Annotated in this window: 17 protein-coding genes; 10 read left to right on the top strand and 7 right to left on the bottom strand. The window is 70.9% G+C overall.

Annotated elements, in window-relative coordinates:
- Positions 1-33 precede the first annotated feature (33 nt).
- Together ACZ5KW_RS07745 and ACZ5KW_RS07740 are read left to right on the top strand one after the other, a co-directional pair.
- Entirely contained in the window at positions 34-576 is a 543-nt protein-coding gene (locus tag ACZ5KW_RS07745) for a hypothetical protein (protein WP_343780214.1), read from the top strand.
- Between the two features lie 78 nt (positions 577-654).
- Positions 655-2,163 carry an RtcB family protein gene (locus ACZ5KW_RS07740; protein ID WP_343780211.1) on the top strand — a complete coding sequence of 503 codons (1,509 nt, stop codon included), beginning with the start codon at positions 655-657 and terminating at the stop codon, positions 2,161-2,163.
- A 46-nt stretch (positions 2,164-2,209) separates the two neighbouring features.
- Here the strand turns inward: ACZ5KW_RS07740 and ACZ5KW_RS07735 are convergent, their stop codons facing one another.
- Genes ACZ5KW_RS07735 through ACZ5KW_RS07725 form a run of 3 tightly spaced genes read right to left on the bottom strand, consistent with a single transcriptional unit; the run spans position 2,210 to position 3,889 of the window.
- On the bottom strand, positions 2,210-2,521 hold the full coding sequence (locus tag ACZ5KW_RS07735) for an MTH1187 family thiamine-binding protein (protein WP_343780208.1): 312 nt from the start codon (positions 2,519-2,521) through the stop codon (positions 2,210-2,212).
- A 25-nt stretch (positions 2,522-2,546) separates the two neighbouring features.
- Complete coding sequence (locus tag ACZ5KW_RS07730) at positions 2,547-3,500, bottom strand: alpha/beta hydrolase (protein WP_343780206.1); 954 nt, start codon at positions 3,498-3,500, stop codon at positions 2,547-2,549.
- Entirely contained in the window at positions 3,497-3,889 is a 393-nt protein-coding gene (locus tag ACZ5KW_RS07725) for a DUF8159 domain-containing protein (RefSeq protein WP_343780204.1), read from the bottom strand. The genes ACZ5KW_RS07730 and ACZ5KW_RS07725 overlap by 4 nt, the downstream gene beginning before the upstream one ends.
- A gap of 239 nt (positions 3,890-4,128) precedes the next feature.
- On the opposite strand from ACZ5KW_RS07725, the gene ACZ5KW_RS07720 reads away from it, so the two are divergent.
- The 3 genes from ACZ5KW_RS07720 (at position 4,129) to ACZ5KW_RS07710 (ending at position 7,250) form a co-directional block, all read left to right on the top strand.
- Complete coding sequence (locus ACZ5KW_RS07720; protein ID WP_343780203.1) at positions 4,129-5,355, top strand: DUF4013 domain-containing protein; 1,227 nt, start codon at positions 4,129-4,131, stop codon at positions 5,353-5,355.
- A 25-nt stretch (positions 5,356-5,380) separates the two neighbouring features.
- Complete coding sequence (locus ACZ5KW_RS07715) at positions 5,381-6,448, top strand: mRNA surveillance protein pelota (protein WP_343780202.1); 1,068 nt, start codon at positions 5,381-5,383, stop codon at positions 6,446-6,448.
- A gap of 226 nt (positions 6,449-6,674) precedes the next feature.
- A complete protein-coding gene (locus ACZ5KW_RS07710; protein WP_343780201.1) occupies positions 6,675-7,250 on the top strand; it encodes a hypothetical protein in 576 nt (191 codons plus the stop codon).
- A gap of 23 nt (positions 7,251-7,273) precedes the next feature.
- Here ACZ5KW_RS07710 and ACZ5KW_RS07705 read toward each other — a convergent pair whose 3' ends face one another.
- The 3 genes from ACZ5KW_RS07705 to infB all read right to left on the bottom strand — a co-directional run bounded on the left by ACZ5KW_RS07705 (position 7,274) and on the right by infB (position 9,686).
- A complete protein-coding gene (locus ACZ5KW_RS07705; RefSeq protein ID WP_343780200.1) occupies positions 7,274-7,600 on the bottom strand; it encodes a hypothetical protein in 327 nt (108 codons plus the stop codon).
- 71 nt (positions 7,601-7,671) lie between these two features.
- Entirely contained in the window at positions 7,672-7,851 is a 180-nt protein-coding gene (locus ACZ5KW_RS07700; RefSeq protein WP_343780198.1) for a hypothetical protein, read from the bottom strand.
- Between the two features lie 41 nt (positions 7,852-7,892).
- Complete coding sequence (infB, locus tag ACZ5KW_RS07695) at positions 7,893-9,686, bottom strand: translation initiation factor IF-2 (protein ID WP_343780194.1); 1,794 nt, start codon at positions 9,684-9,686, stop codon at positions 7,893-7,895.
- Between the two features lie 328 nt (positions 9,687-10,014).
- Between infB and ACZ5KW_RS07690 the strand changes: the two genes are divergently transcribed.
- The 3 genes from ACZ5KW_RS07690 to ACZ5KW_RS07680 all read left to right on the top strand — a co-directional run bounded on the left by ACZ5KW_RS07690 (position 10,015) and on the right by ACZ5KW_RS07680 (position 11,915).
- Positions 10,015-10,260, top strand: coding sequence for a PRC-barrel domain-containing protein (locus ACZ5KW_RS07690; RefSeq protein ID WP_343780192.1), 246 nt, complete (start codon positions 10,015-10,017; stop codon positions 10,258-10,260).
- Positions 10,260-10,718, top strand: coding sequence for an NOB1 family endonuclease (locus ACZ5KW_RS07685; protein ID WP_343780190.1), 459 nt, complete (start codon positions 10,260-10,262; stop codon positions 10,716-10,718). Before ACZ5KW_RS07690 ends, ACZ5KW_RS07685 begins: the two co-directional genes overlap by 1 nt.
- A gap of 96 nt (positions 10,719-10,814) precedes the next feature.
- Positions 10,815-11,915, top strand: coding sequence for a DUF2891 domain-containing protein (locus tag ACZ5KW_RS07680; protein WP_343780188.1), 1,101 nt, complete (start codon positions 10,815-10,817; stop codon positions 11,913-11,915).
- On the opposite strand, the gene uppS is transcribed toward ACZ5KW_RS07680, so the two are convergent.
- Positions 11,912-12,931: a polyprenyl diphosphate synthase gene (gene uppS / locus ACZ5KW_RS07675; RefSeq protein ID WP_343780186.1), complete on the bottom strand. Its 1,020-nt coding sequence runs from the start codon at positions 12,929-12,931 to the stop codon at positions 11,912-11,914. The two genes, ACZ5KW_RS07680 and uppS, sit on opposite strands and share 4 nt — an antisense overlap.
- A 64-nt stretch (positions 12,932-12,995) precedes the next feature.
- Between uppS and lwrS the strand changes: the two genes are divergently transcribed.
- A complete protein-coding gene (gene lwrS, locus ACZ5KW_RS07670) occupies positions 12,996-13,379 on the top strand; it encodes an LWR-salt protein (RefSeq protein ID WP_343780184.1) in 384 nt (127 codons plus the stop codon).
- 61 nt (positions 13,380-13,440) lie between these two features.
- Positions 13,441-14,127 carry an HAD family hydrolase gene (locus ACZ5KW_RS07665; RefSeq protein ID WP_343780181.1) on the top strand — a complete coding sequence of 229 codons (687 nt, stop codon included), beginning with the start codon at positions 13,441-13,443 and terminating at the stop codon, positions 14,125-14,127.
- Positions 14,128-14,159 lie beyond the last annotated feature (32 nt).

Below are 14,159 nucleotides of genomic sequence, written 5' to 3'. Positions count from 1 at the left end.
AACCATTATGTTTGTCGAGTGCGTTGGTAAAGTATGTCACAGTCAGATCGGAGCGACGGGAGCGACGCCGACGCGACCGGTCGGCGTTGGGGAGCGTGCGCGGCGGCGGGGCTGATCGCGGGCGCGGTGATGGGTGTCGTGTTACACGGCGCGTTGGGACTCATGCCGACGATCGGCGCGCTGATCGGCGTCGAGACGGTCCTCGCCGGATGGCTCGTCCACCTGTTCAACAGCACGCTGTTCGGCGGCCTGTTCGTCGCCGTCTTCGACCGGCCCTTCTTCGCGGACCTGCGCGAGGACGTCGGCGGCTGCGTCTCGCTCGGGGTCATCCACTCCGCCCTGCTCGGCGTGATCACCGGCGGGCTGCTGTTGCCGGCCGCGATCGCGATCGCGGGGGCGACCTCGCTTCCGGTGCCGACGCTGCCGGTACCGGGACTAACGGCTGGCTTCGAGTTCGGCGTCGTCATCGCGGTCGCACACCTCACGTACGGCGTGGTGTTGGGCCGAGCGTTCGCCGCGTTCACCCTCGTCGAGGGCGCGGTCGGCTGGCTCCCGATCGACCCCGCGAACCGGTGATCGGCGCCGCAGTCGGGGGAATGCCCCGCTCGACCGGTTGACGCAACGCCCTTGCCTCCCCGCGTCGAAGGGCGTCGCATGACCACGCGCGAGTTCGGCGGGATCGAGTTAGAACGGGTGCGCGAACACGTCTGGGAGCTTCCCCGCGAGGGCGACATGAACGTCCCCGCGCGGGTGCTCGCCAGCGAGGCGCTGCTCGCGGAGATCGGCGAGGACGACACCCTCGAACAGCTCCGCAACGCGACGCACCTCCCCGGGATCGCCGCGCCCGCGCTCTGTATGCCCGACGGCCACCAGGGGTACGGCTTCCCCGTCGGCGGCGTCGGTGCCATCGACGCCGAAGACGGGTGTATTTCGCCCGGAGCGGTCGGCTACGACATCAACTGCGGCGTCCGGATGGTGAAAACTAACCTCACCTACGACGACGTTCGGGGTCGCGAGGAGGAGCTCGTCGACGCCCTCTTCGAGGCCGTCCCCTCGGGCCTGGGCGGCGGCGGCGTCGTCGGCGGGACCGCGGACGCGATCGAGGGCGCGCTCGAACGCGGCGTCGAGTGGGCCGTCGAGGAGGGGTACGGGATCGAGAGCGACCTCGCGCGCTGTGAGGACGAGGGGCGCCGGCCCGACGCCCGACCGGAGTACGTCTCCCAGAAGGCGATGGACCGCGGCCGCAACCAGATGGGGTCGCTCGGCTCGGGCAACCACTTCCTGGAGGTCCAGCGCGTCACCGACGTGTTCCGCGAGGGCGTCGCCGACGCCTACGGGCTCGAAGAGGGTGGGATCGTCGTCCTGATCCACTGCGGGAGCCGCGGGCTGGGCCACCAGACCTGTAACGACTACCTCCGGCGGATCGAGAAGGAGCACGGCGACCTGCTCGAGGAGCTGCCAGACAAGGAGTTGGCGGCCGCGCCCGCCGGCTCCGAGCTGGCCGAGGAGTACTACGGCGCGATGGGCGCGTGTATCAACTTCGCGTGGGTGAACCGCCAGCTCATCACCCACCAGGCCCGCAAGACGTTCGGCGAGGTGTTCGACGCCGATCCGATCGACGACCTCGGGATGGAGCTGTTATACGACGTGGCACACAACATCGCGAAGAAGGAGACCCACGCCGTCGGCGTCGACGCCGAGGGGCGGCCCGCGGTCGGCGACGCGGTCGTCGAGCGCCACGAGCGCGAACTGTACGTCCACCGCAAGGGCGCGACCCGAGCGTTCCCCGCGGGCAACGAGGACGTGCCCGCGGTCTACCGCGACGTCGGTCAGCCCGTCATCATCCCCGGGAGCATGGGCGCGGGCTCGTACGTCCTGCGCGGCGGCGACGAGTCGATGGGCGTCTCGTTCGGCTCCACGGCCCACGGCGCCGGCCGCCTGATGAGCCGGACGCAGGCGAAACAGGAGTTCTGGGGCGGCGACGTGCGCGACGACCTCGAAGCCGACCAGCAGGTCTACGTGAAGGCGGAGTCGGGCGCGACCATCGCGGAGGAGGCGCCCGGCGTGTACAAGGACATCGACGAGGTGATCCGCGTCAGCGACGACCTCGGCATCGGCGACAAGGTGGCCCGCACCTTCCCCGTCTGTAACATCAAGGGGTGAGCGGGCGCCGAAGCCGTTGCCGCCGAGGGACCGGACGCCGCCCTCCTCACCGCTCCCGCTTGGCATCTCGACCGAGGTGCTCCTCGACGGCGTCGACCTTGTCGGCGGCCGACGAGTCGCTCGTCCGCTTGTCGTCGACCTTGAGGAACGTCGAGACGCGGTCGCCGTCGACCGCCTCGTGGGCCGCCGCCGCGGCCGCGAACAGCGTCTCCGCGTCGTCGGCCTCGATCACGGTCCCCATCGGGTTCGTCTCGTAGCTCACGTCGAAGTCGTCGAGCGCGGCGACGGCCTTCGCGACTTCCTCGGCCATGCTCCCTTCGATCACCGGTGCGACGCTCAACATCGCGATAGCGGTCATGCGAACGGATCCGTCACGGAGGGACTTAACGGGTCGCGGCCGGGGGCTCTAACGCATCCTTGAGGAACGACAACTGATGACCGATCGCGCCCTCGAAGTCGCCGCCGAGCACGGAGAAGTGGTCGGCTGGCATCGAGACGACGGTCCCGCGGTCGAGCCGCTCGCCGGCGGCGGCGACCGCGTCGGCGTCGACGATGGCGTCGTCCGTCCCGGACAGCAGGAGCGTCGGCGCGCGTATCTCGTCGAGCAGTTTCACGGGGCGGTAGTTCGCGACGCGCAGCAGCGACCGCCCGGGCGTCTCGTTGCGCCACGCCGACTCGCGGTCGACCAGGTCGAGGTACCTCCGCTTCGTCCCGGGTTCCGTGATCGCCGCGCACTCCTCGGTCCCGCCGACGATCGGGACGGTACGACCGCGACCGACCCGATGGCCGAGGAGGTCGCGGAGTCCCGCGGCGCCGGAGCGCGCGAGGTACCGCCCGCCGCGCCGTCTGGCGATCGCGCGCCCGTCGAGCATCGGGACGAGCCCGACGACGGCGTCGACGTCGCGGCGCTCCGCGGCGAGCGTGAGGACGTGCGCCGCCGACAGCGACGCGCCCCACAAGACGAGGTCGTCGCCGAGAACGTCGACGCGCTCCGCGCGCTCGATCGCCGCCGCGTACGCCGCGCGCTGGCGGGCCGGATGGACCGCCTGTGAGTCGCCGTCGGAGTCGCCGAACTCGGGGTAATCGAAGAGGAGCGCGGCGTAGCCCGCGTCGGCGAACCGCTCCGCGACCGCGGGGTAGCCGAAGGTGCGTTCCGCGCCGAGCCCGGGCGCCATCACGACGACCGGGGCGTCGTCGTCGTCGCCGCCGGGCAGGTACAGCGTCCCTCGACAGGTCGCCCCGTCGACGTCGAACGCGACCGCGCGGGTGGCGAACCGCTCGCGCGCCGGGCGGTCGAGGCGGCGCTGGGCCCGGTTGATCGGGTGTCGGCGGGTCACTGGTCGCCCCCCGAGTCGTCGGCGTCGTCGGGCGCGCCGCCGGTCTCGTGGCTGACGGTCTCCAGCACGCGGCTGGAGAACTCCGTCTCGGAGATCTCGTAGCTGTTCAGCGCCTCGAACCAGTCCGCCTCGGCGTGCCACGTGCCGAGGACGTCGCCGGGCGAGCGGACGACCGTGCCCTCGACGCGGACCGGGTCCCACTCGCCGGCCTCCGCGCGGTCGATGAGCGCGTTGAGCGCGCGCCCGATCTCGCCGTGGTGGATCTCGCGGCCGGGGAACGCCGTCATGTAGGTCAGCTCCAGCGGATCGGTCCCGTCGATCGACTCGACGCTGACGCCGTAGCTGCGGAGCGCCGGCTCCACGTCGGCCGTCCGCTCGTCGCCGGTCATGTCTGGTCCGTCGTCCGGACGGGATAAATCGGTACCGGCACGCGATTGAGACGTGACTAGCGGAGCGTCGTCGACACGAAAGCCGCGGACGGGAGGGGGCGACCGCCGACTGGCGGCCGCGGTTAGGTTGTCAGAGGCACACGATTGTCCCGCGCGGCCGGCTCGTGATTGTCCGCGGAGGGGCATAAACGCTCGGGCCGGGTACCATTTATGCGGCTCCCGTCCCTGTGTCGGGACACATGCTCACTGCGGCCGTCACGGCGCTGACGCGAACGGACGACATCGCCGGTGTCGTCCTCGTCGGCGGGTCGTTGACGCTCCTCTCGTGGCTCGTGACGCCGCTGTGGCTCGGCGGCGTCCTCTTCGTGTCCCCGACGCTCGCCGTCGCGGCCCCGCTCGGGCTCGCCCCGGCGCTCGTCGCGCGCGGGTACTTCGTCCGGGTGACGCGCGGCGCGATCCAGGACGGCGACGCGGCGCGCGCGCCGTCGCTCGTCGCGTGGGGAGAGCTGTTCCGGGACGGGGTCAAGTCCGTACTGCTGTCCGCCGCGTTGCTCGCGCCGCTCGCGGGCGGGTTCGCGGTGCTCTTCGGTGCCGCGTACGCGGCGACCGTCGCCGGACCGGTCGATCCGGGGGTGACTGCGACCGCCGTCGAGTCGGCGCTCGGACCGAACGGCCCGGCCGCCGTCGCGGCGGTCGGCGCCGTCGTGCTCGCCGCGTTCGTCGGCGCGTACCTGCTCGCGTTCGCCTACCTCCGGCCGGCGGCGCTCGCCGCGTTCGCCGCGTCCGGTCGGCTCAGAGACGGTCTCAGCCCCCGGACCGTGGCCGACGTCGCGGTGACCGGCCCGTACGCCACCGCGTGGACGCTCGGCGTCGGGGCGCTCGCGGTCGGCTACGCGGTCGCCGCCCCCACGGCGCCGCTGGTCGTCGGCGTCGCGCTGGCCTTCCTCGTCCGGATCGTCGCCCACGGGCTCTACGGGCGCGGAGCGGCCGGCGCCCTGACGAGCGGTCCAGCGAAGAGCATCGGGGGACCGACCGCGGTCGGCGCGGCTCGCAAAGCGGCCGCGACGCCGACGACTCGCGGCACCGGTGCGGCGCGCGAGTCCGCCGCTACCCCCGAAACTGTCACGGCCCGCGGGGCCGGCGCCGCCCGCGGCACCGGCGAAACCCGCGACCTCGGGGGTACCCGCGACTCGGGCGTGACACGAAACCCGGACACGAAGCGGTCGCCGCCGACGCAAGGGATGTCCGGAGACGGCGGTCGACCGATGCGGAGCGAGCCGCCGTCCGGGGTTCAGGTCGGTCGCGCGGTTCCGATCGGCGACGACGGCGAGGGCGACGCCGACAAAAAGGCCGACTCGAGGGACGGGACGGACTCGGACGGCGGTACCGGTCCGGACGACGGTCCCAGTCCGGACGGCGGCTTCGAGTGGGGGCCGCCCCTCGACGACGCGGAAGACAAGAGTTGATACGGTCCCGAGCGAACCGACGGCCATGCGCATCTCCGAGCGAGGCTACGGCGAGGAGGGCCGCGAACGGCTCACGCTGGTCCCCGAGAACGTCGACGACCTCTGGCACCTCGCGCACGTCCTCGAACCGGGCGACCTCGTCGAGGGCGACACCACCCGGCGGATCCAGCGGAACGACGACCAGATGCGGGACACGGGCGGCGAGCGCGAGCACATCTTCGTCACGCTCGACGTCGAGGACGTGGAGTTCGCGCGGTTCGCCAACCGCCTCCGGGTCTCCGGCGTGATCGTCGGCTGCTCGCGAGAGGACCAGCTCAACGCCCATCACACCCTCAACGTCGAGGAACAGGACGAGATCACCGTCGAGAAGCATTTCAAGCCGGACCAGACTGAGCGGCTCCAGGAGGCCACCGAGGCCGCCGAGAACCCCGACGTCGCGATCGCGACCGTCGAGGAGGGCGCGGCGTTCGTTCACACGGTCCAGCAGTACGGCACCGAGGAGTACGCCTCGTTCACGAAGACGACCGGCAAAGACGAGTACTCCGGGCCGCGCTCCGAGCTGTTCGCCGAACTCGGCGACGCGCTCGCGCACCTCGACGCCGACGCGATCATCTTCGCGGGCCCCGGCTTCACCAAGCAGGACGCGCGCGACTACGTCGTCGAGGACCACCGCGAGCTGGCCGACCGGATCACCGTCGTCGACACCTCCGCGGCGGGTGACCGGGGCGTCCACGAGGTCCTGAAACGCGGCGCGGTCGACGAGATCCAGAAGGAGACCCGGATCTCGAAGGAGGCGAACCTCATCGACGAGCTGACCGAGAACATCGCGACGGGCGCGAAGGCGACGTACGGCCCCGACGACACCGCCGAGGCGGCCGAGTTCGGCGCGGTCGAAACGCTGCTCGTCGTCGACGAGCGGCTCCGCACCGAGCGGCAGGGCGACGGCGACTGGACCATCGACGTGAACCAAGTGATCGAGTCGGTCGAACAGCAGGGCGGCGACGTCGTGGTCTTCTCCTCGGAGTTCGCGCCCGGCGAACAGCTGTCGAACCTCGGCGGCATCGCCGCCATCCTCCGGTACCGGCTCCAGTGAACCACTAACTGTCGGAGTGCGGCGGCGCGTGCCGCGAGCGACCGTAGGGCGCGAGTAGTGAGAGACCGAAGGTCCCTCTGATAGCCGGCGCGTGACCGTGCGGGGGACTCGAGGCTGGGACTTCGGTAGTCTCGGTCGTGACGAGTCGTTCGCAGCCAAAACAGTCACCTATCGCGTTCGGGGAGCGGCCGTGACCTTATGAGAGCGCGTCGCCAACCCCGGACCGATGGCGGACCCATCCGGCGGTGACGAGACCGTCTCGACGACCGCCGACCGCGAAAGCGCCGTCGACGCCGACGACGACCCGATCCCGGACGACACCGACCCCGTCCCGGACGAGGTCAACGCCGGCGTCGACGAGGAGGTGAAACGTCGGCTCCGCGAGGCGTACCTCAACGACGAGGAGAACGCGCTGATCGTCACGGCGGTACGGTCGGTCGGCGACCGCGTCGTCGTGGAGATGCGCCCCCCGCACGGCGACGCCACGCACACCGAGCGGTTCGACGCCCCCCGAGACGGCTCGCTCACCGAGTCGGCGGCGTTCCTCGAGTTCTTGGACGCCGCCGGGGTCTCGCCGCTCGACGTCGACGAACTCGTCGGCGCCCGCGTCCCGGCGACGTACGAGCCAGAGACCGGCTGGCGGGTCGACCCCGCGTACCGGGCCGGATCGGAGTCGGACGCGAGCGAGCGGCTGGCGGCCGCTCGCGACTGGCTGTGGACCTACCGGGCGTGGCTGCTCGCCGCGCTGCTCGTCGGCGGCGAGCTCGCCTTCGTCGCCGTGCTCATCCTGCTGTACGCCTGAGTCCGGAGTCGCGGCGCGTCGACTCAGAGTACGCGGAGTCGGTACCCCTCGGCGGCGGTCTCGTCGGTGACTCTCCCCGTCTCGAGCGCCGTGTCCAGGATCTCGGCGACGAACTCTTTCGGCACCTCGACGCCGATGAAATCGGTGCCTTCGCGCGCGGTCGTGAGCCGCGCCATGGTCCGCTTCGTGCCGTCGTCGTTGTAGACGCTCCCGACGCGTTCGCCGTCTCGGAGGAAGCGCAGCGTCACGTCGGTCGGTTCGAGCGCGTCGAAGCGCACCTCGAACACCCGGTCGTCGCTCTCCAGCCGCGCGAGGATCGCGCCGTCGTGTTCGATCACAGTAGTCTCCATACGTGTCCTACGTGCTCGAGACACATAACGGCGAGACGGATTGCCCGTCACTCGGACGCAACGGGTCGGCGTTACTCCGAGACCTGCGCGTCGAGGGAGCCGATGACCAACTGCGGCGCCACGACGCCGACGAAGATCAGGACGCCGATCAGGACGGTGTCGCTTAGGCTCGTCACGACGCGACCGCCGTACGCCAGCGTCAGTCCGGCCGCCATGAACAGGAGGATGACCGCGTTCTCGCGGGAGACCATGCGACCGGGTTCGACGGCGGTCGATAAATATCTCGTGGCGGCTACTTCCCCCAGAAGGGGTCGCGCTTCCGGCGCGTGTCGAGATACCCCTGTAGCGCCTCGCGCTCGTCGGCGGTGATCTCCTCTTTTAATTCCTGTTCTAAGATCTTCGCGTGCTTCTCGGGCACCTCGGTCCAGAGGGTGTCGCCCTCCTCGATGCCGCGCCCGACGGTCGGGCCGTCGATGGCGATGCTGACGCGTTCGCCGGACCGGGCCTCGTCGACGTCCTCGCCCTGCTTTTGAATCCCCGAGAGGCCGCCGACGCGCTCGAACTCGTTCCCCTCGAAGTAGCCGACGTTGCGGTTGTTCTGGAGGGTCCCGGAGATGATCTCGACGCCGACGACCGCGGGGTCGTTCTGTCGGAACGTGTGGTCGGGGAGGATGCGGAAGCGGGCCGGGCGGACCACCTTGTCCAGCACCGTCTCCTGTTGGGCGCGCTGCTTCTCCTCGACGTACCGCTCGTAGTCCTCGACCAACTGGTAGATGACCTCGTTTTTGAACAGCTTCACGTCCGCGTTCTCGAGGTCGGACTCGGCGTTCTGGAGGAGGTCGACGTTGAACCCGAGGATGGCCTTGTGCTCGTCCTGGTTGGCGGTCTCCGCGACCGCGATGTCGCGCGGCGCGATGTCGCCGACCTCGGCGCGCAGGATGGGGACCTCTGCCTCGCGGAGGGCGTTCGCCATCGCCTCCAGCGAGCCGAGCGTGTCGGCCTTGACGACGACGCCGTTGTCGGCCGTGTCGACCTCGATCTCGGCGAGTTCGGCCTTCACCTCCTCGACGACCTCGTCGACGCTGCGGTCGCGGACGACGCGGACCGGCGCGCCGGCCATCGCCTTGTCGAGGTCTGGCGCGGCGATCTTCACGCCCGCCGCGGCGCCCACCTCGGCGACCTTCTCGAACTGCTTTTCGGTGCGGATCTCGGCGAGCGGCCGGGGCTGGAGCAGCGCGCGGATCTCGGTGACTATCGGCTCGTTCTGTCCCCCGACGACGATCGTGTCGCCGTTGCGGATCACGCCGTCGTAGACGACGGTGTCGATGGTGGCGCCGAAGCCGCGCTCGTCTTTCACTTCGAGGACCGTCCCCTCGCCCGGCCCCGCGACGTCGATGGCCATCTCCTCTTTCATGAACCGCTGTGAGAGACCCATGAGGACGGTGAGGAGGTCCGGTACGCCCTCGCCGGTGAGCGCCGACAGCGGGACGACGCCGATGTTCTTCTGGAAGTCCTGGACGCGCCAGTAGAGGTCGGCGGAGAAGCCGGCGTCCGAAAGCTGACCGATGATCTCGTAGAGGTTCTCGTCGAGCATCGACTTCGCGCGCTCGGACTGCGCCTCCATGCTCCGCTGGATCGGCTCGCCCTCCTGCGGGTTCCACCCCGGCGTCGTGTCGACCTTGTTCGCCGCGACGACGAAGGGGGTCCCGGTCCGGCGGAGAATGTCTATCGCCTCTTCGGTCTGCGGCTGGAAGCCGTCGTTGACGTCGACGACGAGGACCGCGATGTCGGCGAGCGCGCCGCCGCGGGCGCGCAGCGTCGAGAACGAGTGGTGGCCCGGCGTGTCGATGAACAGCAGGCCGGGGAGGTCGAAGTCGTCCGGGTCGATGAGCTCGCCGGCCATCCCGGAGATGGTCGAGAGCGGGATGTCCGTCGCCCCGATGTGTTGGGTGATCGCGCCGGCCTCGCCCTCGCTGACGGCGGAACCGCGGATCTTGTCGAGCAGGCTCGTCTTGCCGTGGTCGACGTGACCCAGCACGGCGACGATGGGGGTTCGAAGGGTGTCCGCGTGTGTGTGGTCGGTCATATGTGATCGCCCCGAGAAGGTTATACCGTCCGTTCCGCCCGGCCGTCAGTTAAGCCTTTCAAAATGCCGCCGCGAACCGCGGGGACGAACGCGCACGCTCGGGCCGTGTCACAGCGCGGGTGTGTCAGCGATCGGAATCGGTCCGCGGTCGGAGGAGTTCGCGACCGGAGTCCGCGGTTGTGGCGTCCGCGACCGGAGCGGATCCGCGGTCGGAGGGGTCCCGGCGGTCGCGCCGGAGAACGCGTCCCTCGGCCGTCGCGGGCGTCCGCGTCGGTCAACCGTCGGACGGCCCGTGGCGTTTAAGACCGTTGCCCGGGACCGTGAGGGTATGGTCGACATCCTCGCGGAGAACCTCTCCGGGAAGGCGGTGATGAGCTCCGACGGCACGGAACTCGGGGACCTGTACAACATCACGATGAACCTCGAGTCCGGCGAGTTGAACCACCTACTGGTGAGCCCGCACGAGCAGCTCCGGGCCGAACGCGTCGACTTCGAGTTCGACGATATGGGCCGGCTCCGGGTGCCCGTCGCGAACGTCAAGGCGGTGAAAGACTACATCGTCGTCGCCCGCTGATGCAGGTCCTCGACTCGTCCGCGTTCATCCACGAGTACACGACTGACGACGACGTCGTCTCCATCCCGGCGGTCCACGAGGAGCTCACCGGCGAGGTGGCCCTCCGGTTCGACGCGATGGAGGGGTCGGGGATGACGGTCCACGTCCCGGCGCCGGAGGCGGTCGACCGGGTGCGCCGCGCCGCGAAGGGGTCGGGCGACGCCGCCGAGCTGTCCGACACGGACATCCGGCTGATCGCGACCGCGCTGGAGCTTCACGCCGAACTCGTCACCGACGACTACGCGATGCAGAACGTCGCCGAGCGGCTGGACCTCCCCGTCGAACCGATCGCCCGCGACGGCATCTCGGAGGAGCGAGAGTGGCGGTTCCAGTGTGTCGGCTGTAACCGCACCTTCGACGAGAACAGGGAGCGCTGTCCGATCTGCGGGAGCGACCTGACGCGTAAGAACCCCGCGTGAGCGACTCGGGGAGATTGGCTCGGGGTGAGCGCACCCGCTTGCGGCTCGATCGCACGCGACCGACCGATTGAACAGGCCACCGAGCGACCGGCCGGCATGAACGCTTTCGAGGCGATATCGCCGGACGCGATCCGTGCCGGCCGGGCGGACGCGCTCGACGACGCGGCGGCGACGGCGCTCGCCGAACACCCCCTCGACGGGATCGGGACCGAGTACCCGCACTATCAGGGGAGCGTGGAGGGGCCGGGCGCGCCGCCGCGACCCGCGGAGAACCATCCGGTCTTCTACGGCTGTTTCGACTGGCACTCGGCGGTCCACAGCCACTGGGCGCTGGTCCGCGCGCTGCGGCTCGTCCCGGACCACCCGGACGAGACCGCCGTCGAGACCGCGATCGACGAGCGTCTCACGCCGCCGAACGTCGCGGGCGAGGTCGACTACCTCGACGAGAACCCCGGCTTCGAGGAGCCGTACGGCTGGTCGTGGCTGCTCCGGCTCGCCGCCGAACTCCACCTCTGGGACGACCCGCGAGCCGACGCGTGGCGGGAGTCGCTCCGCCCCCTCGAAGACCGGGTCCGCCGGGGCGTCCGCGAGTCGTTCCTCGGGATCGACCGGGCGCACCGCGTCGGCACGCACGGAAACACCGCGTTCGCGCTCGCCGGAGTCCTCGATTACGCCCGAGTCGTCGGCGACGCGGACCTCGAAGCCGAGACGGAGGCGACCGCGCGTCGCCTCTACGCGGACGACACCGCCGCGGCCGTCGGCGCTGAGCCCGTCGGCTGGGACTTCGTCTCGCCCTCGCTGACGGAGGCCGACCTGCTCCGCCGAGTCCTCGACCCGGACGCGTTCGCGGCGTGGGTCGACGAGTTCCTGCCGGACCTCTCGGCGCCGCCCCACGACGCGCTGTTGACTCCCGTCTCCGTCGAGCCCGACGAGGGCGACGGCGCGGCGATGCATCTGATCGGGCTCAACGTCTCGCGGGCGTGGTGTCTCGCGGGCGTCTCTGACGCCCTCGCGGGCCGAGACGGGCCGGCGGCGGAACGGCTCCGTGAGCCCCTGGACGAGGCGGCGCGCCGCCACGCCGAGGCCGGCGCCGCTGACGTACTCACCGACGACTACGCGGGGTCGCACTGGCTCTCGTCGTTCGCGCTGTACCTGCTGACCCGGGGCGAGGGCGGTATCGCGCCGGGAGCGGTCTAGTCCGCGCCCTTCGACTCCGGCGAGTCGCTCTCGGCCGGCCCGGAGCGATCGCTTTCCACCGGTCCGACGCGGTCGTTCGCCACCGGACCGACGCGGTCGCTCTCGGTGGCTCCGAGGGCGTCGTCGGCGAGGTCGGTCCCGTCGAGCCGCGGGACGCGGTCTCGAAGCCGGGTCGCGGCGGCGCGCGCCTCCTCGAACTCCACCTCGGCGAGCGCGCGGACCAGCGCGGCGGCCCGTTCCGCTCGCGCGCGCTGCCACGACTCCTCGCGCGACTCGTAGGTGCGGATCGCGCGCAGGAAGTCGGCCTCGGAGAACTCCGGCCAGTACGGCGCACAGAAGTAGACGGCGGCCTCGTTGCCGTTCGCGTGCCACGGGAGAAAATTCGAGGTCCGCTCGTCGCCGCCGGTGCGGACGATCAGGTCCACGTCGCGGATCGGACGGTCGTACAGCCGCGACTCGACGGTCTCGACGTCGACGTCCTCGGGATTCGTCTCGCCGGCGTCGACCTCGCTCGCGATGGCGCGCGCGGCGTCGAGCAGCTCGGTCCGGCCGCCGTACGCCAACGCGACGTTGAGCGTGAAGCGGTCGTTGCCGGCGGTCCGCCGCTCCGCGTAGTCGACCGCGTCGCGGACGCGGGGCGGGAGGCGAGAGACCTCGCCGATGGCCCGGACGCGCACGCCCTGGTCGTGGACGCGGTCGGCGTCGGCGAACTCGCGGAGCTTCCCTTCGAGCAGGTCGAAGAGGGGCTCCAGCTCCTCGTCGGGCCGCGAGAAGTTCTCGGTGGAGAACGCGTAGAGGGTGAGCTCCGAGACGCCGAGATCGGCACACCAGTCGAGGACCCGCTCGGTGGTGTCGGCGCCGGCGCGGTGGCCGTCGGGGGCGTCGTCGCCCTGCTCTCGGGCGTACCGACGGTTGCCGTCCTGGATGACCGCGACGTGGTCCGGGACGTCGTCGATCTCGCTGCGGAGGTGCCGGCGGTACGCGCGCTCGACGAGGCCGCGGAGACGATCCAGCATCTGGATCACCTCACTGGACCGAGGGATATGTATTTTTACCCTCGGATCCCGCAGATCGCACTCGATGGACGCCGCCTACGTCTTCCGCGTCGCCCTCCGGCTCGATCCGCCCGCCGCGAGCGTCGACCCGGACCGCTTCGAGACGACGATGGAGGTCCCCGCGAGCGAGCCGGGCACCGACGGGTGGCTGTTCTTCCGTGACCGGCTCTGGCGCGGCGAGATCGGCGACGAACCCGCGTTCCGGCGGCTCGCCGAGGAGCGGCTGGGGATCGCGGACGCCACGGGCGTCGCCGTCGCCGCCGCCGACTTCCGGGAGCTCCGCACCGACGAGGCGTACCGCGACGCGCTGACGGACGCGATCACCGACGATCTCGGCCCGTTCAACGCCGACTCGGTCGACGAGGTCCTTCACAAGTACCTCGGCTCGTCGATTCACGTCAGGGAGTGACCGGACGCGCGCGGTCGACGCCCACAACGCACTTACCCACACCCGACTTACGAGCGCACCCATGGCCGTCGCCGACTACGACTTCCACCTGTTCGACCTCGACGGGACCCTCGTCGACGCCGAGTGGGCGTACACCCGCGACGTGTTCGACCGCGTCGGCGACAGGCTGGGCCGCGAGTTCTCGGACCGGGAGGCGTACGTCCTCTGGAACGGACTCGGCGGGGCCCGCCGCGAGACGCTCCGCGACATCGGCGTCGACCCCGACGACTTCTGGCCGGCGTTCCACGCCGAGGAGGACCCGATCGCCCGCGCGGAGGCGACGTTCCTCCACGACGACGCCGCGCGCCTGCTCGACCGCGTGGCGGAGGTCGGCGGGCCGGCCGGCCTCGTCACCCACTGTCAGGAGTTCCTCGCGGAGCCGGTCCTCGACCACGTCGACCTCGACGGGCGCTTCGACGCGGTCGTCTGTTGCACCGACGAGACCGGATGGAAGCCCAGCCCCGACCCGATCGAGTTGGCGATGGAGTCGCTCGGCGTCGACCCTCGGAGCGCCCGCGGCTACTACGTCGGCGACGGCGAGAGCGACGTGGGCGCGGCCTGGAACGCGGGACTCGACGCGGTCCACGTCGAGCGCGTCGGCCACGACGAGCGCGGGCGCTGCGTCCTCGGCGACCGGCGCGTGAGCCGCCTCGACGAACTGGTCGACGGCGACGCGCGGGGCAGCGGCGGGCCGGCGGACGCGTCGTGAGCGATTTATTGTGCCGCGGGGCGACTCGCGAT

The organism is Halorubrum ejinorense (assembly GCF_055389685.1).
The sequence above is the reverse complement of the archived record's forward strand: the minus strand, read 5'-3'. Positions and strand labels throughout refer to the sequence as shown.